11 protein-coding genes are annotated in these 18,301 nt (G+C 67.7%); 6 read left to right on the forward strand and 5 right to left on the reverse strand.

Annotation, left to right across the window (positions count from 1 at the left end):
* Window positions 1-55 precede the first annotated feature (55 nt).
* Window positions 56-955 carry a GNAT family N-acetyltransferase gene (locus LDO29_RS00750; RefSeq protein WP_224077885.1) on the forward strand — a complete coding sequence of 300 codons (900 nt, stop codon included), beginning with the start codon at window positions 56-58 and terminating at the stop codon, window positions 953-955.
* A 149-nt stretch (window positions 956-1,104) separates the two neighbouring features.
* Here the strand turns inward: LDO29_RS00750 and LDO29_RS00755 are convergent, their stop codons facing one another.
* Both LDO29_RS00755 and LDO29_RS00760 read right to left on the reverse strand, forming a co-directional pair.
* Entirely contained in the window at window positions 1,105-2,415 is a 1,311-nt protein-coding gene (locus tag LDO29_RS00755) for a dicarboxylate/amino acid:cation symporter (RefSeq protein ID WP_224077886.1), read from the reverse strand.
* A 468-nt stretch (window positions 2,416-2,883) separates the two neighbouring features.
* The gene (locus LDO29_RS00760) at window positions 2,884-6,282 is read right to left on the reverse strand and encodes a diguanylate cyclase (RefSeq protein ID WP_224077887.1); all 3,399 of its coding nucleotides are present in this window, start codon (window positions 6,280-6,282) and stop codon (window positions 2,884-2,886) included.
* A gap of 322 nt (window positions 6,283-6,604) precedes the next feature.
* Between LDO29_RS00760 and LDO29_RS00765 the strand changes: the two genes are divergently transcribed.
* On the forward strand, window positions 6,605-7,489 hold the full coding sequence (locus LDO29_RS00765; protein ID WP_224077888.1) for a c-type cytochrome: 885 nt from the start codon (window positions 6,605-6,607) through the stop codon (window positions 7,487-7,489).
* Window positions 7,490-7,493: 4 nt separating this feature from the next.
* On the opposite strand, the gene LDO29_RS00770 is transcribed toward LDO29_RS00765, so the two are convergent.
* On the reverse strand, window positions 7,494-8,600 hold the full coding sequence (locus LDO29_RS00770) for an acyltransferase family protein (protein WP_224077889.1): 1,107 nt from the start codon (window positions 8,598-8,600) through the stop codon (window positions 7,494-7,496).
* Window positions 8,601-8,809: 209 nt separating this feature from the next.
* Here LDO29_RS00770 and LDO29_RS00775 point away from each other — a divergent pair, with 209 nt between their 5' ends.
* The 3 genes from LDO29_RS00775 to LDO29_RS00785 all read left to right on the forward strand — a co-directional run bounded on the left by LDO29_RS00775 (window position 8,810) and on the right by LDO29_RS00785 (window position 12,078).
* The gene (locus LDO29_RS00775; protein WP_224077890.1) at window positions 8,810-9,268 is read left to right on the forward strand and encodes a (2Fe-2S)-binding protein; all 459 of its coding nucleotides are present in this window, start codon (window positions 8,810-8,812) and stop codon (window positions 9,266-9,268) included.
* 15 nt (window positions 9,269-9,283) lie between these two features.
* On the forward strand, window positions 9,284-11,557 hold the full coding sequence (locus LDO29_RS00780; protein ID WP_224077891.1) for a xanthine dehydrogenase family protein molybdopterin-binding subunit: 2,274 nt from the start codon (window positions 9,284-9,286) through the stop codon (window positions 11,555-11,557).
* A 233-nt stretch (window positions 11,558-11,790) separates the two neighbouring features.
* Window positions 11,791-12,078 (forward strand): helix-turn-helix domain-containing protein, encoded by a 288-nt coding sequence (locus tag LDO29_RS00785; RefSeq protein WP_224077892.1) that lies wholly within the window; start codon window positions 11,791-11,793, stop codon window positions 12,076-12,078.
* Between the two features lie 34 nt (window positions 12,079-12,112).
* Here LDO29_RS00785 and LDO29_RS00790 read toward each other — a convergent pair whose 3' ends face one another.
* On the reverse strand, window positions 12,113-13,639 hold the full coding sequence (locus LDO29_RS00790; protein WP_224077893.1) for an MltF family protein: 1,527 nt from the start codon (window positions 13,637-13,639) through the stop codon (window positions 12,113-12,115).
* A 282-nt stretch (window positions 13,640-13,921) separates the two neighbouring features.
* Window positions 13,922-17,437 carry a pyruvate carboxylase gene (locus LDO29_RS00795; protein ID WP_224077894.1) on the reverse strand — a complete coding sequence of 1,172 codons (3,516 nt, stop codon included), beginning with the start codon at window positions 17,435-17,437 and terminating at the stop codon, window positions 13,922-13,924.
* Between the two features lie 546 nt (window positions 17,438-17,983).
* Between LDO29_RS00795 and groES the strand changes: the two genes are divergently transcribed.
* The gene (groES, locus tag LDO29_RS00800; RefSeq protein ID WP_063237002.1) at window positions 17,984-18,274 is read left to right on the forward strand and encodes a co-chaperone GroES; all 291 of its coding nucleotides are present in this window, start codon (window positions 17,984-17,986) and stop codon (window positions 18,272-18,274) included.
* Window positions 18,275-18,301 lie beyond the last annotated feature (27 nt).

Consider the following 18,301-nt stretch of genomic DNA (forward strand, 5'->3'; position numbering starts at 1 on the left):
GGCCTTGCCGTGGCCTTCTGCTATACATCCAGACGTTGTCACGCAGGAGGTGCCCATGCCGCTCGTTGTCCGACCTGCAAGCGCTGATGAACTGGCACGCGCGGAAGAACTGGTTGCCCGCAGCATCAACGACCTGACCGTCCGCCACGGTTTCGGGCCGATCGCCACGTCGCGGCGTCCGGATTTCCAGGCGTTCTGCCTTCGGGACGATCCACGCGGCGTGTGGCTGGCCGAGGACGATGGCGAGATTGCCGGCTTTGCCCTGAGCTGGGTTTGCGGCCGGCTCTGGTTCCTGGCGGAACTGTTCGTTGCACCCGGCCGGCAGGGACAGGGCATCGGCAACGAACTGCTGGACCGCACCATGCAGCATGCGAGCCAGGCCGGTGCGACCGAAATGAGCCTGATTACCTTCGCCTTCAACGTCGTGTCCCAGGGGCTGTACGTGCGGCACGGCTTGCTTCCGCGCGTGCCCATTCATTTGTGCAGCGCCGAGCGTGAGGCATTGGTGCGTCACGCGCAGGGTCCCGTGCTTCGCGCGACGCCCATCCGGACGACTGCCGCCGATCTCGAGATGCTGAGGCAGCTCGACGTCGCAACCCTGGGTGTTTCGCGAGAGAAGCATCACCGGTACCTGCTGGGCGATTCCAGGATGGAAGGCGTTTTCCTCGAAGATGGAGGCGAGCGTGTCGGCTACGCGTACGTTGCCGCAACGGGCCACGTAGGTCCTCTGGCGGTCATGCACGCGCATGCAATGCCTGGTGCATTCCGGACGGCGCTGGCGATGGCCGTCGCGGGGGATGCAAAGCAGATCTCCGCGTTCGTTCCCGGGACGAGCGATGCACTGGCGATAGCGGCCAGCCAAGGCATGCGATTCGCACTGCCGATGGTGCTGATGTCGACGCGCGACTACGGCGACTGGACGCGCTATCTCCCGCGAAACCCGGGCTTCATGTGAGACCGCTTCGGGCACCGGGGCCCCCGAGGCTGGAGTATCTGCAATGGGCCGATCGGCGCCCTTGCCCCGGAAATCGGCGAGGAAAAAAAAGCCCGGCTGCCTGATCGGCAGCCGGGCTCCGGCGCGCGCCCCGTCGGAAACAGGGCGGCTTACTTGCCCGCCAGCGCCTGGACGGGTGCCAGGGCAGGGGCGCTGTCCGCGACGGGTTCATCCTCGTCGGACGGCACGGGCGCGCCGATGGCGCCTTCGCTTTTGGCGACGACGGCCGTGGCAATCGCATTGCCAAGTACATTGGTCACGGTGCGGCCCATGTCCAGCACGTGGTCGATGCCGAGCACCAGCAGGATGCCGGCCTCGGGCAGGCCGAACATCGGCAGCACGGCGGCGACCACCACCAGCGAGGCGCGCGGCACGCCGGCAATGCCCTTGCTGGTGACCAGCAGCACCAGCAGCATGGTGACCTGCTGGGTCAGCGACAGGTGGATGCCATATACCTGCGCGACGAACAGCGCCGCGAACGAGGTGTACATGATCGAGCCGTCCAGGTTGAACGAGTAGCCCAGCGGCAGCACGAAGTTGGTGATGCGGTCCTTGACGCCGAAATGGGTCAGCTGGTCGATCACCTTCGGGTAGGCCGATTCGCTGCTGGCCGTGGCGAAGCCGATCATCAGCGGCGCGCGCATCAGCTTGAGCAGGCGGAACACGTCGCGGCCCAGGAAGAAGTAGCCGCCGGCGATCAGCGCCATCCACAGCAGCGCCAGCGCCAGGTACAGGCTGCCCAGCAGCTTGGCGTAGACCGCCAGCACGCCCAGGCCCTGCGCGGTAATGACGGCCGAGATGGCGCCGAATACGCCCACCGGCGCGAACGCCATCACATAGTTGGTCACCTTCAGCATGACATGGCCCAGGCCTTCGATGCCTTGCAGCACCGGCTTGCCCACGCCATCCTTGACGGTGCCCAGCGCAAAGCCGAAGAACAGCGAGAACACCACGATCTGCAGGATCTCGTTGGTGGCCATGGCCTCGACGAAGCTCTTCGGGAACATGTGCGCAACGAAGTCACGCAGGTTCAGCGCTCCGGTCTTGAGGTTGGAGGCGGCGTCGGCAGCCGGCAGCGGCAGGTTCATGCCGTGGCCCGGGGTCAGCAGGTTGGCCATCAGCAGGCCAAGCAGCAGCGAGGTGATGGACGCGCCGACAAACCAGGCCATCGCCTTCAGGCCGATGCGGCCGACGGCGCGGCCGTCGCCCATGCTGGCAATGCCGGCCACCAGCGTGGCGAACACCAGCGGCCCGATGATCATCTTGATCATCCGCAGGAACACGTCGGTGAGGATGGACAGGTGGTCCGCAATCGATTTGGCGGTGGCGGCGTCCGGCGACAGATGGTGCGCGGCGGTGCCGACCAGCACGCCAAGCAGCATCGCAATGAAGATCAGGGTGGGCAGTCGGTTCAGTTTCATCGTGAGTCAGGCCGTGCGCCCGGTTCCTTGCCACAAGACGGGGAGGAGCCGGACGGCTGTATTGCGGGATCGGCCGGGCCGGAACGCCGTGCCGCCGGAAGGGCGGTGCGTCGCGCCGGCGCAGGCCGGGGACGTCAGCGGGGCAACAGGCGCCGCATTCGCGCCTGGGCGGCGCGGGCATGTGGATGGGTGGGTTCCGTCATATGTCTCCTCCTTGGTTCTTGGCATGGCCGGCACGTCGCGGGAGCGGCCTGCCTTCCTGTTGGCCCTGTCGGCGGCGCCTTACTTTGCACGACGCGTGCCAGGGCCGCATGCCTCCGAAGGCACGCTAAGCCACTGAAATAAAAGGAGAAAAAAAGTGACTCCGGCGCCTGCGTTCGGCCTTCCGGATATTTGATGCGGCAGCTGTTCGGATTTCCGAACAGCTGCCGCGGCATGCAATGCGGGCAGGTGCCCGCGTATGGGCCTTTAGTCTCTTGCGACGCTGCCGGTCTGGTATTCGTCGTATTCGCCGCATTCGGCCAGATAGGTATCGAGCGGCACCGGCCGTCCGATGGCGTAGCCCTGCGCGTAGTCCACGCCGATCGCGCGCAGCGCGTTCAGCGTGCGCTCGTCTTCCACCCATTCCGCCACGGTGCGCACGCCCAGCCGGTGGCCGATGTCGTTGATCGAGCTGACGATTTCGCGGTCGACCATGTTGTCGGCCAGGTTGCGGATAAAGCTGCCGTCGATCTTGAGGTAGTCCACGGGGAACTGCTTCAGGTAGGCGAACGACGACAGGCCGGAGCCGAAGTCGTCCAGTGCCACCGTGCAGCCGGCGCGGCGCATTTCCGCTACAAGGCGGGTGGCGGCGGCCATGTTGTTGATCAGGGCCGTTTCCGTGATCTCGAGCCGGATGCGGTTTGCGGGCAGCGCCGACTGTTCCAGCTCGGCATGCAGGAAGGGCAGCAGGAACGGCTCGCCCAGCGAATTGGCCGACAGGTTGACCGATACCGACAGGCCTGGCACAGCGCGCAGCCGCTCGCCGTATTCGCGCAGTACGTTGTGGATGACCCAGCGGTCGATATGCCCCATCAGGTCGTAGCGCTCCGCGGCCGGGATGAAGGCGCCGGGCATGATCAGCTCGCCGTCCTCGTCGACCATGCGCACCAGGATCTCGACATGGCGCTCCTCGTGCCCGTCGCATCCCTTGCACGCCTCGCGCTGCAGCGCGCGGATTTCCTGCGCGAATAGCCGGAAATGGTTGCCTTCCAGGGCGGAGTGGATGCCGGCGGCCACCTCCAGTTCGCGATGGTGGCGGCGCGCGTCGCTTTCGTCGCGGCGATACACCGACACGCGGTTGCGCCCGGCGGCCTTGGCGGCATAGCAGGCCACGTCGGCACGGCTCATCAGTTCGCCGGCCGGCGGCACGTCCTGGTCGATCGCGGCAATGCCGATGCTGGCCCCCACGTCGTACACGCGGCCGTCCCACGGGAAGCGCCGGCTGCGGATGGCGTCGATCACGCCCTGGCCGATTGCCTCGGCCTGGTCCACTGTGCAGTCCTTGAGCAGCAGCGCGAACTCGTCGCCGCCCAGCCGCGCGAGCAGGTCGTCGGGGCGTACGTGGTTGCGGATCATGTAGCCCAGTTCGCGCAGCAGGATGTCGCCGGCACCGTGCCCGGCGGTGTCGTTGACGATCTTGAAGCGGTCCAGGTCAATGAAGCACAGTGCGGCACGGTGGCCCTGCGTGCGGGCGGCGTCGCAGGCCTCGCGCAGGCGCTTCTCGAACCAGGTGCGGTTGGGCAGGCCGGTGAGCGCGTCGTGCATGGCCGAATGGGCCAGCTCGCGCTGCATCGCCCGCGCCGTGGTGATGTCCTGGAACACCAACACCGCGCCCAGCACGTCGCCGGCGGCGGTGAGTACCGGCGCGGCGGAATCCTGCACGTCGTGGCGCTCGCCGGTCAGGCTCTGCAGCACGGCGCCCTCCTGCAGGTAGGCGGGTGTGAGCGTCTGCAGGCAGGCTTCGACCGGGCTGGGGATGGGCAGCCCGGTGACTTCGTCGACGATGCGGAACACGCGTTCGAGCGGCAGGCCGCTCGCGCTGGCCATGGTCCACCCCGTGAGCTGCTCGGCAATGGGGTTCATGAAGGTGACGCGCATGCCGGCATCCGTGCAGATCACGGCGTCACCGATCGACTGCAGCGTGATGTGCAGGCGTTCCTTTTCTTCGAACAGGGCTTCGGTCAGGCGGCGCTGCTCGGTGATGTCCCAGTTGGTGCCCACCAGCGCATGCGCAGTGCCGTCGTCGCCGCGCGTGACATTGGCCAAGGCGCGCACGTGGCGTACCTCGCCATCGGGCCGCACGATGCGGTATTCGGTGTCGAACGGCTCGTCGCCGCGGATGGCCTTGCGCATCTCGCCGTTGACGCGCCCGACGTCTTCAGGGTGGAGCATGGCGATCCATTGCGCGATGACCGGCGCACCGTGCGCGGCGTCGGTGCCGTGCAGCGCGTGCATGCGGGTATCCCAGGTGATGCCGGAACTGGTGAAGTCCCATTCCCAGATACCCACGCCGCCCGCTTCCACCGCAAGCTGGGTGCGGCGCGAAAGCTGCTCGAACTGTTCCTGCGCAAGCTTGCGCATGTGGATGTCCTCGATCTGCGCGATGAAATGCAGCGGGCGCTGGCTTTGCTGGTCGCGCACCAGCGAGACCGCCAGCAAGGCCCAGCGGTATTCGCCGTCCTGGTGCAGGAAGCGCTTTTCCATGCGATAGGACTCGATCTCGCCGGCCAGCAGCCGTTCCACCTGGCGCAGGTCGGCGTCGAGGTCGTCGGGGTGCGTGATGTCCTGGAAGCGCTGCTGGCGCAATTCCGCAGCGCTGTAGCCGAACAGGTCCGACAGCGCGCGGTTCACGGTATGCCAGCGGCCGTCCAGCCCGGTCAGCGCCATGCCGATGGCCGAATGTTCCATGGCCTGGCGGAAGCGCTGGTCGCTGCTGTGCAGGCTGGCGCGGCCATGGCGGTTCTGCTCGGCCAGGTAGGCGATGCAGACCGGAAACACCATGATCAGGGCCGCCGACAGCGGCACTGACTGCTGCACCTGCGCGGCCACCGCCGCAAGCTCCATGGTCAGCGTGGCCAGTACCGTCAGCAGTGCCGTGCCGAACGGGTTTGCGAACATTGCCGCCAGCACCAGCGGCAACGACATGGCAACGAACGGATCGTGACCCTGCCACAGCGCAAAGGCGCCAATGGCCAGGCACAGCGCCAGCAGGCCGGCCTGCGGCGCCAGCATGGTGCGCGCAAAGGTTGCACGCACGCGTGCGGCGTTGATGGTCAGCGCCAGCGGCAGCAGGACCACCATGCCAAGCGCACCCGCCTGCCACCAGGCCCACCAGATGCCGGCAAAGCGTGTGTCGCCCACCCACGTCAGCGCCGCTGCGCCGGCCGTGGCGCCCAGCGCGGGTCCCAGCACGCCGGCCACGCCGAGCGTGACCGCGAAATTGCCGAGCGGACCGAGCCGGTCCGCGCCGGCATGGGTGGCGACAAGGCGCAGCAGCCGTGCCGACCAGGCGACCTCGAACAGGTTGGCGCCCGCCAGCAGGACTGCGGTGCCCAGCCCGTCGACGAACAGGAAATTGGCTACCAGGTTGGCGCCGACCATGCTGGCCAGCAGCCATGGAGCCTCGGCGCGCGCCCGGTGCAGCAGCAGGCCCAGGCAAAAGGCGTTGGGCAGCCATAGCATGGCTACGCTGCCCGGCAGGCGCGCCAGCCAGATGCCCAGCGCGGCCAGGGCGAAGTAGCCGATGCCGCAGATCAGCATGGGCAGCCAGCGGCGCGGCGGGGCGCCAATGAAAGGAGCGGCCGTATCGACCGTGTCGGGCGTCATGGACGGTTCTGGCAGGCAGGTGCGGAGGTTCAACGTCGTCAGGGCGTACCACGCCCAGCGTAGGGCCACTGTATCGGTTCGGGCACGGCCGGCAGCGCGGAGACAGCAGGCAGGTCCCGTGCCTGTTGCCACTGGTGCTGGCGCGCTTTTTTTGGTATGGCGGCTCCCGCCGCGGGGTCGTCGTGGCGATGGCGTCACGGGTGATCGCGCGCTGCCCCGGGGGGCAAGTGTGCTTTTCCCCACAGACATGGCGATGCCGGCCCGCGCAATCTGAAACGTCTGCGCCGCATGGGCGGTGCGATGTCCGCACGGGGGAAGCAGCATGGCTCGTTATCTGCGTGTGGCGGCCTGGTCGCTGGCCGGCTTGGTCGTGGCCGCGGCGGGGGTCGTCTATGGCGCCATGCTGATCGGCGACCAGAAGGCCGGGCGCACCATCGACGTCAAGGTTGCGCCGGTTGGCTATCGCGACGATGCCGCCAGCATCGCCCATGGCAAGTACCTGTTCGAATCGCGCGGCTGCATGGCGTGCCACGGCGCCGCGGCCGGCGGGCGCCAGGTGTTCGACGACCCGGGCGGGCTACAGGTGCGTGCGCCCGACCTGACGCGCGGCAACCCGGAGATCGCCCATTACCAGCCGATCGACTGGGTCCGCAGCATCCGCCACGGCATCGCGCCGTCAGGCCGGCCGCTGCTGGTCATGCCCAGCGAAGACTACAGCCGGCTCAGCGACGACGACCTGGCCGCGCTGGTGGCGTACCTGCGCAGCCTGCCGCCGGGCCTCGGGGCGCCTGCTGAAATCCACATGCCCTGGTTCGTGCGCGCCATGTACGGCGCGGGCTTCATACGCGACGCGGCTTCCAAGATCGACCACAAGCTGCCGCCCTCGCCGCCCGTCGTGCCCTCGGTGACAGCGCAGTACGGCGGCTACGTGGCCAATGCCTGCCAGGGCTGCCACCGCGCGGACCTGCGCGGCGGCAAGATCCCGGGCGCCCCGCCAGACTGGCCGCCCGCGGCGGACCTGCGCCCCGTTCCCGGCGGCGCGATGGCGCGCTATGACCATGCCGCCGCCTTCATCGCCATGATGCGCAGCGGCAAGCGGCCTGACGGCTCGGCCATCAGCGGCGTGATGCCGTTCGATTCCTTTGGCCGCATGAACGACACCGACCTGACCGCGCTCTACGTGTACCTGGCAAGCCTGCGGAACTGAGCCGTCAGCCTTGCCGGCGGGCCCAGCGCCGGCCGGCCGCGATGCCCGGCAGTTCCACCCAGCGGTGCAGCAGCATCGCCAGCAACAGTGCCAGCGCGGCGTCCATGGCGAAACGCGCGAGTTGCAACCCGTACTGGTCCGGCGCCAGTTCGGGTATCAGCCGCTTGACGCTCTCGATTACCGTAGGGTGGACCAGGTAGAGCGCGTAGGACAGCTCGCCGAGCCACACCAGCGTGCGCGGCACGCGCAGCAGGCCGGCGTGCTCGGCCGCGACGGCGCCCGCAAGCAGCGCGGCGGCAGGCAGGCCACGGCCCGCCAGGCTGAAATCTGGGCCGACCAGCGGCAGCGATGCCAGGAACCACCCGGCGCCGATGGCCAGCATCGCCCACGCCGCGCCGCGCGTCAGCAGGTGGCGCCAGCACGCATAGGCCCACGCCAGCAGGCAGCCGAGCAGGAACTCCAGCACCAGCGGATTGCTCACCATCGCCACCCACGGCCATGCGAACGGATAGCCCTGCGCGGGGTCCATGGCCGGTACGCCGAACCGCCACCACGGCAGCGCCAGCGTGACAACCGCGAACAGCGCCAGCACCACCCACAACGCCCGCCGGCCCGCAAGCCACAGCCCGAGCGCGAAAGCGCCGTAGAAGGCCATTTCGTAGTTGAGCGACCAGCCCACGTACAGGGCCGGATAGCCATAGTAGGGCGCGTGCGCGGTGCTGGTGGGGATAAAGGCGAGCGATGCCGCGAATACCGCGGGCGTGACCGGGTTCAGCAGCAACGCATGGATCGCCGACATGGTCCAGTACGGCGGCGCCAGCCGGCAGCAGCGCCGGATCACGAAGCTGAGCGGGGTCTCGGGCCGCGGGCGCGCCAGCACCGCGACCCACGCGATGATGAACCCGCTGATGACGAAGAAGACGTCCACGCCGACATGGCCGCGCTTGATGATGTTGGCGGTGATCCACGCGAGCACGGGCGTCTGCCCGGTGCCCAGTGTCAGGCCGGAGTGGTAGAGCACCACATACGCGGCAGCCAGCCCGCGCAGGGCCTGGATGCTGTCGAGTGTGGCGACGGCGCGTTCGCGGGAATCTGGAATAGTCGGTGTCACTGTTGCTGGGGCGGCAGGCGGCGGCCGGTCAATTCCTGAGTGACCGTGCCAGGATGCACAAAGTTCGTGCATGACGCCCGCGCGGCACGCCGCTGCCGGCAAGGTGACCGGAATTGCACTATGCTCACTTGTCCGTGGTGGACGGTCAATGGCCACTGCCACGGTGTGTGAACAAGAACCACGGGCAACGTACCCAAGGAGTGTCCCCCATGACAACCCTCAACATCAACGGCAAGCCGCAGGAAGTCGACGTGGACCCTTCCACGCCGCTGCTGTGGGCCTTGCGCGACAACCTTGACCTGACCGGCACCAAGTTCGGCTGCGGCATGGCCGCGTGCGGTGCGTGCACGGTGCACATCAATGGCCAGGCCACGCGCAGCTGCGTGACGCCAGTCTCGGCGGCGGCTGGCGCGCGCATCACAACGATTGAAGGCGTGAGCGCCGACAAGGTCGGCCGCGCCGTGCTGGACGCGTGGATCAAGCATGATGTGGCCCAGTGCGGCTACTGCCAGAACGGGCAGGTGATGAGCGCCGTGGGCCTGCTGCGCACCAAGCCGCGGCCTACCGATGCCGACATCGACCAGGCCATGGCCGGCAACCTGTGCCGCTGCGGCACTTACCAGCGCATCCGGGCCGCGATCAAGGACGCGGCCCGCGCGCTGGCCTGAGCGGAGGTGCCTGTCATGCGTATTCGTGGACTCGAGGCCCTGGCCGGCGCAAGCAAGGCGCAGGGTGGCAACACTGGCGGCATTGGCGATACTGGCGAGCCCGGCGTGGCGACGCTGGATCGCCGCAGTTTCCTCAAGCTGACCGGCCTGGCTGGTGGCGGCCTGGCGCTGGGCATGGTGCCTCTCGCGCAGGCACAGGAAGGCGGCGCACCCAAGGCGCCGCCTTCGCCGCCACAGGCGTTCCTGGTGATCTCGCCGGACAACACGGTGACCATCGCGGTGAACCGGCTGGAATTCGGCCAGGGCGTGCATACGGCCTTGCCCATGGCGCTGGCCGAAGAGCTGGACGTGGACTGGCGCAACGTGCGCGCCGCGCTGGCGCCTGCAGGCGATCCGTACAAGGACCCAGGCTTCGGCATGCAGATGACGGGTGGTTCCACCGCCGTCAACCATTCGTTCCAGCAGTACCGCGAGCTCGGCGCCCGCGCCCGCGCCATGCTGGTCGCGGCCGCGGCGCAGCAGTGGCAGGTGGATCCGGCAAGCTGCAAGGTCGAGCAGGGTGTGGTGACTTCGGGCAGCCGGCGCGCCACGTTCGGCGAACTGGCCCCGGCGGCCATGGCGCTGCCCGTGCCGCAGCAGGTGCAACTGAAGGACCCGTCGCAGTTCCGGCTGGTGGGCAAGCCCACGCCGCGGCTCGATTCGCGCGACAAGCTGGAAGGCAAGCCCGCGTTCGGCATCGACACGCGCTTGAAGGACATGATGGTGGCCGTGGTGGCGCGTCCGCCGCGCTTCGGCGGCAAGGTGAAGTCGTTCAATGCCGACAAGGCGCGCACGGTCAAGGGCGTCAGCGACGTGATGCTGGTGCCGGTGGACCGCGGCGGCACCGGCGTGGCCGTGGTGGCCGACGGCTACTGGCCGGCCAAGCAGGCGCGCGACGCGCTGCAGATCGAGTGGGAAGACGCTGGTTCGAAGGTGTCGTCACAGGCGCTGTTCGATGAGTACACGAAGCTCGCGGCCCAGCCCGGCACCGTGGCGCGCGCCGGCGAAGGAGACATTGCGGCGGCCGTGGACGGTGCGCCGCGCAAGATCGAAGCCGAGTATCGGTTCCCATATCTCGCGCACGCGCCGATGGAACCGCTGAACTGCACGTTGCAACCCGAGGTGCTTGGCAGCAAGGTGCAGGCCGTCAAGGTGTGGGTCGGCTCCCAGTTCCAGACCGTGGACCAGGCGGCCATTGCACGCGCGCTCGAACTGAGCCCGGACAAGGTCGCGCTCAACACCATGATGGCGGGCGGGGGCTTCGGGCGCCGCGCGGTGCCCACGTCAGACTACGTGGTGGAAGCCGCCAACGTGCTGCGTGCCTGGGTGGCCAACGGCCACACCGAACCGGTCAAGGTGATCTGGAGCCGCGAGGACGATATCCGCGGCGGCTACTATCGTCCGCTGCATGTGCATCGCGCCCGTATCGGCCTGGACGCGCAGGGCAAGGTGGTGGGCTGGCAACACACCATCGTCGGCCAGTCGATCCTGAAGGGCACGCCGTTCGAGCCGTTCATGGTCAAGAACGGCGTGGACGCCACCATGACCGAAGGCCTGGTCGAGAATGACTACGGCCTGCCGATGCAGCTTTCGGTGCACCACCCGCAGGTGGAAGTGCCGGTGCTGTGGTGGCGCTCGGTCGGCAACACCCACACCGCCTACGTCAAGGAAACGCTCGTGGACGAAATGGCCGCCGCCGCGAAGCAGGATCCGGTGGCCTTCCGGCTAGCGCGGCTGGACGAGAGCAAGCATGCGCGCCATCGCGCCGCATTGCAGCTGGCGGTGCAGAAGTCCGGCTACGGCAAGCGCAAACTGCCCAAGGGGCATGCGTGGGGCGTGGCGGTGCACGAATCGTTCAACTCGGCGGTGGCCTATGTGGCGGAAGTCTCGCTGGTCAAGGGCGAGCCGCGCGTGCACCGCGTGACCGCAGGCGTGCATGCCAACCGCGTGATCAATCCGCTGTCGGCCGAGGCGCAGATCCAGGGTGCCTGCATCTTCGGGCTGGCGATGACGCGGCCCGGGTTTGCCATCGAGATCGAGAACGGCGTGGTGAAGAACAGCAATTTCCCCGACTATCCGCCGCCGCGCATCACCGACGCGCCAGTGGTGGATGTGTTCTTCGTGCCTTCGCAGGACCCGCCCACCGGCCTGGGCGAACCGGGCGTGCCGCCGATCGCCCCGGCGGTGGCCAACGCGCTGTTCGTGCTGACGGGCAAGCGCCAGCGCCAGCTGCCGTTCGTGCTGGCCTGACCCGCCCCTGCGCCGGAGGGGCATGCCGCCTCCGGCGCTTTCAGGCATCGCTCGCCCGACGCCTGCACGCCAACACCAGCGGCGCCGGCGGCGCATCACCCGTCTGCGGGCCCGGCGGCTGCGTGTTGTAATCGTGCAGCCGGGGCGCGGCCCTATTGCCTTTGCTGCCTGGCCCGCGTAGAACGGGAAAAAACGAGGGCGGCAGCGCCTGCCCGAAGACCCGAGGTGTGGCCATGGAGACCCAGGAAAGCGCGCTGACAATGGCGCTGATGACCGATCCCGCGCGCGTGAAGATCTGCCGGGCGCTGCTGCAGGCGGGCGACGAAGGGCTGCCCGCGGCCGATCTCGCACAACTGGCCGGCATGCCGATCAAGCGTGCCGGCCACCTGTTCGAGGAAATGGTGCAAGCCGACGTGGTCACGCTGGCGATCCGCGATCGCCGGGTCTGCTACGTGCTCAAGGCGAGGCGGGCGGTGACCGAAGCGCTTGGCTATATCGACTCGAGCGGGCTGGCCGACTGAACGCTTTCCCGGCGGCTCCCGCTCCGAACGGCGGCTATCTGCGGACCTCCTTCAGCGCGCGTGCGCGCGTGGCCTGCATGTCCTGCACCAGCCGGTAGGCGGCGTAGTACTTGTAGATGTTGCGCACATAGGTCGTGGTCTCGATGCCGATCTTCTCGGCCACCACGATTTCCACGTTGTTGAACCACTTGTCCGGATCCAGGCCGCGCGCCGCGGCCTCCTTGCGCATCTTCGCGATATTGCCGGGTCCCGCGTTGTAGCTGGCGAAGGCAAAGAGCGGGCGGTTCGATTCCGAGAAGTGCGCATCGGCGAAATACCGCGTCATCAGCTGGTCCATGTACTTGGTGCCCGCGTGGATGTTCGACTCCGTTTCCTGGATATTGCCCACGTTGAGCTGCTTGCCGGTGGCGGGCATGATCTGCATGACGCCGATGGCGCCCACATGGCTGCGCGCCTTCTGGTTCAGCTGCGATTCCTGGAAGCCCTGCGCGGCCAGCATCAGCGGGTCGAAGCGGTAGTCCTTGCCGTACTTCTCGAAGAAGGCAATGGTCTGCTCGAAGCGCTTGTACTCCGCGTCATTGGTGTTGTTGCGGATCTGCTTGATGCTTTTCATCAACTGCTTGAGCCGGTATTCCGCGACGCCTTGCTTCTTCAGGTAGTTGATATAGAAGTCGTCCAGCGCCTGCCGCATCTGCGGGCTGTTCTTGCGGAAGGCCCAACCGATATAGCCCTCGGCGCGGATCACCAGGTCTTCGCGCACCTTGATGTTGGGCAGGATCTGCGCCCACATCGCGGCTTTCCAGTCGTCCACCACGATCACCGGCAACAGGCCGGCGTTGACCATCTCCATCGCATCTTCATCTTCGAGCGCGTCGGGCAGCAGCACAAGCCGAACGGGGGCCTTGCCGGTCTGGCGCAGGCTGTCATTCAGGGCCGTCAGGCTTTCGTAGTAGCTGCTGGCGCGCCGCACGTGCACGGTCTTGCCGGACAGGTCCGCAAGGCTGGACAGCGCCGGCGCCTTGGGCCCGGTGACGATCAGCTCGCGCACCGGCTTGCGGTCGCGCGGCGCGGCGAAGTCGACCTGCCTGAGCCGGTCTTCGGTCTCGGTCAGGTTGCCGGCGGCAATATCGCCCAGTCCGGCGGCCAGGTCGGGCAACAGGCGGTCGCGCGTCGTGGGGATGATGATGACTGTCAGCGGGCGCTTGCCCAGGCGGCTGGCGTAGGTCTTGTTCAGGTAGCGCTCGAAGTCCCGCACCAGTCCGGCGGTGAGGCCGCATTCGCGGCCCTTGTCGCTGAAGTACAGCGTCCGGCTGTAGGGCACCAGCACGCGGATGACGCGATGCTCGATCATCGCGTCGAAATCGCCTTTCCAGGGTTTGTTGCTCAGGTTGAGCCGCCGTACGGCGGCATGTGTTCCTGCGGCGGGCGCCGCCACTGCTGGCGCGGAGGCCGGCGCAGGCGTTTGCTGCGCGGCGGCAACCTGGCCGAAAAAGCATGCTGCGCCCACCAGGCCTTGCACAAAGAGGCCTGCCAGCGTGGACGGCAAGCGTAGAGCGGGCATTTCGGGCAGCGCTGCCGCGGGGGGATTGCCTGCGGCGCGTGCTACTTGAGTCTAGTGCGGATACTGGCTGGTACAAGCCGGACATGGGCCGGCGAGCGCGCCGGCAATGGCCAGGTAGTCCGGCGCCAGGCACGCCAACCCAATCATTCCCACTGACCCAGCAATTCAGCAAAAAAACGCCCCGACCCACCGGCCGGAGCACAAAACCCTTCGCCCGGATCCGACTCCGACGAAGACAAGGCCAGGCCTGATGGCGGCAGCGCCGCCATCAGGCCTGGCGTGCTATTGCGGTGCAGTCTCGGCCACGTCCTGCAGCTCAATCAGCAGGTCCTTCGCCGAAACCCGTGTCCCGGCGCTGACATGGACCGCCTTGATCACGCAGTCCCGTTCGGCCGTCATATGCGTTTCCATCTTCATGGCCTCGAGCGAAATCAACACGCTGCCTGCGCCGACGTGCTGCCCGGGCGCCACTGCCACGGTGACCACCGAACCCGGCATGGGCGCAGCCACATGCAGCGGGTTCCCAGGGTCGGCTACCGGATGCGCCTTGCCACTCTGCGCGGCGCCACGCTTTTCCACGCGTGCCGTGCGCGGCTGGCCGTTGAGCTCGAACTGCACCTTGAACACGCCGTCGTCGACATCGGGGTGTACGCCCTGCAGGCTCACCAGCAGCGTCTTGCCCGGCGCGATGTCGATGGCCACCTCTTCCTGCGGCTGCGGGCCGTAGAAGAACGCCGGCGTCGGCACGGCCGAGGTGTCGCCATACTGCGTCACGTGTGCGTAGTAGTCGGCCGTGACCTTCGGGTACATCAGGTACGAGGCGAGCTGCCGGTCGTCCAGCGAGTGCCCGCACGCGGCCTCGGCCTGCGCACGCGCCGCCTCCAGGTCCACCGGCGCAAGGTGGTCGCCGGGGCGGTAGGGCGCGGGTGGCTCGCTCCTGAGCACCTTGCGTGACAGGGCGTCGGGGAAGCCGTCGGGCGGGAAGCCCAGTTCGCCCTTGAACAAGGACACCACGGATTCCGGGAAGGCAATCTCGCGCGCCGGGTTGGCCACGTCGGCCGCGGTCAGGTCGTTGGCGACCATCATCAGCGCCATGTCGCCCACGACCTTGGAGGTCGGCGTGACCTTGACGATATCCCCGAACAGCTGGTTGACATCGGCGTAGGCACGCGAGACTTCAGTCCAGCGGTGCTCCAGCCCGAGCGCCCGTGCCTGCTCGCGCAGGTTGGTGTACTGGCCGCCGGGCATCTCGTGGCGGTAGACGTCGGCGGTGCCGGTGCGGATCTCGGACTCGAACGGTGCGTAGTAGCGGCGCACGCCTTCCCAGTACATCGAGGCATCGTGCAGATGCTCCGGACTGAGACCGGGGTCGCGCTCGCTGCCGGCCAGCGCCGCGGCGATGGAGGACAGGTTGGGCTGGGAGGTAAGGCCGCTCATGGCATCGAGCGCCCCGTCCACCGCGTCGCAGCCGGCGTCGACCGCGGCCAGCACCGACGCAGCCGAGATGCCGCTGGTGTCGTGCGTGTGGAAGTGCACCGGCAGTCCAGTTTCCTCCTTGATGGCCTTGACCAGCGCGGCGGCCGCGCGCGGGCGGCAGATGCCGGCCATGTCCTTGACCGCCAGGATGTTGACGCCGGCCTGCTGCAGCTCGCGCGCGATGCCCACGTAGTACTTCAGGTCGTACTTGGCGCGGTTGCCGTCGAACAGGTCGCCGGTGTAGCAGATCGCGCCTTCGCACAGCGCGCCGCTCTCGCGCACGGCGTCAATTGCCACGCGCATGTTGCGCACCCAGTTGAGCGAGTCGAACACGCGGAACAGGTCCACGCCGGCGGACGCCGCCTGGCGCACGAAGAACTGCACCACGTTGTCGGGATAGCTGGTGTAGCCGACCGCGTTGGAGCCGCGCAGCAGCATCTGGAACAGCACATTGGGGATCCGCTCGCGCAGCTGCGCAAGGCGTTGCCACGGGTCTTCCTTGAGGAAGCGCAGCGCCACGTCGAAGGTGGCGCCGCCCCAGCATTCGAGCGAGAACAGCTGCGACAGCTCGCGCGCGTAGAACGGCGCGATGGGCAGCATGTCGGCGGTGCGCATGCGCGTGGCGAACAGCGACTGGTGCGCGTCGCGCATGGTGGTGTCGGTCAGCAGCACCGGCTTGTGATCGAGCATCCACTGCGAAAACTTCTCGGCGCCGAGCTCGCGCAGGCGGTCGCGCGTGCCGGGCGGGATGGCGGCCCGTGCGTCCACGCGCGGGCGCAGCGGCTTGTCCATCGGCAGCGCTGGCAGCACGCGCCCGCGCGTTTCCGGGTGGCCGTTGACGCTGATCTCGCCAAGGTAGGCCAGCAGCTTGGTGGCGCGGTCGCGGCGCTTGGTGAAGGCCAGCAGCTCTGGCGTGGTGTCGATGAAGCGCGTGGTGACCTCGCCGCTGGCAAAGGCCAGATGGCCGACCACGTTCTCCAGGAACTGCAGGTTCGAGGCCACGCCGCGGATGCGGAATTCGCGCAGCGCGCGGTCCATGCGGCGGATCGATTCGGCCGCGGTCGGCGCCCATGTGGTGATCTTGACCAGCAGCGAATCGTAGTAGGGCGTGATGACCGCGCCGCCATAGGCAGTGCCGGCATCCAGCCGCACGCCGAAGCCGGCCGCGCTGCGGTAGGCGGTGAGCTGGCCGTAGTCCGGCAGGAAGCCGTTCTCCGGGTCCTCGGTGGTGATGCGGCATTGCAGCGCATGGCCGTTGAGCTGCACCTGCGCCTGCGGCGGCACGCCGGCGGCATGCACGGTGAGGTTGCCGGCTGCGTCGAACTCGTCTTCCAGGTGGCCCAGCAGGCCGCCTTCGGTGATGCGGATCTGCGCCTTGATGATGTCCACGCCGGTGACCATCTCGGTCACGGTGTGCTCGACCTGGATGCGCGGGTTGACCTCGATGAAGTAGAACTGGCCGGTGTCGGCATCCATCAGGAACTCGACCGTGCCGGCATGGGTGTAGCCGACCGAGCGCATCAGGCGCAGTGCGGCGTCGCACAGTGCCTGGCGCGTGCTGTCGTCGAGATAGGGCGCAGGCGCGCGTTCGACCACCTTCTGGTTGCGCCGCTGCACGGTGCAGTCGCGCTCAAACAGGTGTACCACGTTGCCGGCGGTGTCACCCAGGATCTGCACTTCGACGTGGCGGGCGCGGCGCACCAGCTTCTCGAAGTAGACCTCGTCGTTGCCGAAGGCGGCCAGGGCCTCGCGGCGCGCGGCGGCGAGCGAGGGCTCCAGGTCGCGCTCGCTCTCCAGCACGCGCATGCCGCGCCCGCCGCCGCCCCAGCTGGCCTTGAGCATGATCGGGTAGCCCACTTCGTCGGCAAGCTGCTTGCACGTTTCCAGGTCGGCTGGCAGCGGGCGGGTGGCCGGCATCACCGGCACGCCGGCGGCCACGGCCGCGTTGCGCGCGGCGATCTTGTTGCCGAGCGTGCGCATGACCTCGGGCGAGGGGCCGATCCAGCGGATGCCGGCATCGATCACGGCCTGCGCGAAGTCAGGGTTCTCGGACAGGAAGCCGTAGCCGGGGTGGATGGCGTCGACCCGGGTCTCGCGCGCGATGCGCAGGATGTCGTCGATGTCCAGGTAGGCGGCCAGCGGCTTCTTGCCATCGCCGACCAGGTAGCTCTCATCGGCCTTGAAGCGGTGCAGGGCCAGCCGGTCTTCGCGAGAGTAGATCGCCACAGTGTGGATGTTCATCTCGGCGGCCGCGCGCATGACGCGGATGGCGATTTCCGAACGGTTGGCGATCAGGAGCGACTTGATGGGTTGGTGGTTCATGTGGAATGGGGGGATCTGGCGAGCCGGGACGGCCGGGCGCGGCGAGTCACGACGGCAGCAGCCTGCAGCAAGTCGCCGCAACGGCCGGGGCGGATACAGAGGACCTGCTCGTCATTGTCGGCTTCCATAGCGGGCGGCGCCTCGTCGGAATGGTTGATTCGCAGGGACGGGTGCAGACGGCATGGCACGTTCGCCATGCCGGTCAGCGGAAACAGGCGTGACGGCTTGCCGTCACTCTGTCGGGGCGGACATCAACCCCCCGGGGACATTGTGGTTGGTCGCTGACCGGAAGCCAATGGCGTTTCGCCATCTGGCGGCCCCGGGAATTCCCGCAGTCAATGGCCGTGGCCTGCCTGATTCCAGCGACCAAGGGAAAACCCGCATCAAGTCGCTGTCTTGAAATGGCCATACCCCGTCCCTATAATTAGCACTCGCTGGGGGTGAGTGCTAACAGCCCCCTGCGGTACCCGAAATTCCGCGGCCAGCGAGTTCTGAATCGTGGCCGGTTTGTGAATCAAAACTCACTTTTTGTATCTAGGAGTCCGTATGAACCTGCGTCCTCTGCACGACCGTGTGATCGTGAAGCGTCTGGACAACGAAACCAAGACCGCATCCGGCATCGTGATTCCCGACAACGCCGCTGAGAAGCCTGATCAAGGCGAAGTGCTGGCCGTCGGCCCGGGCAAGAAGGATGACAAGGGCAACAACATCGCCCTCGACGTGAAGGTGGGTGACCGTGTGCTGTTCGGCAAGTACGCCGGCCAGGGCGTGAAGGTCGAAGGCCAGGAACTGCTGGTCATGCGCGAAGAAGACATCATGGCCGTGGTGAACAAGTAATCACTTGTCGACCCGTCTCACCGTACA

It is taken from the genome of Cupriavidus laharis (assembly GCF_914271435.1).
GTDB classification, from domain to species: domain Bacteria; phylum Pseudomonadota; class Gammaproteobacteria; order Burkholderiales; family Burkholderiaceae; genus Cupriavidus; species Cupriavidus laharis.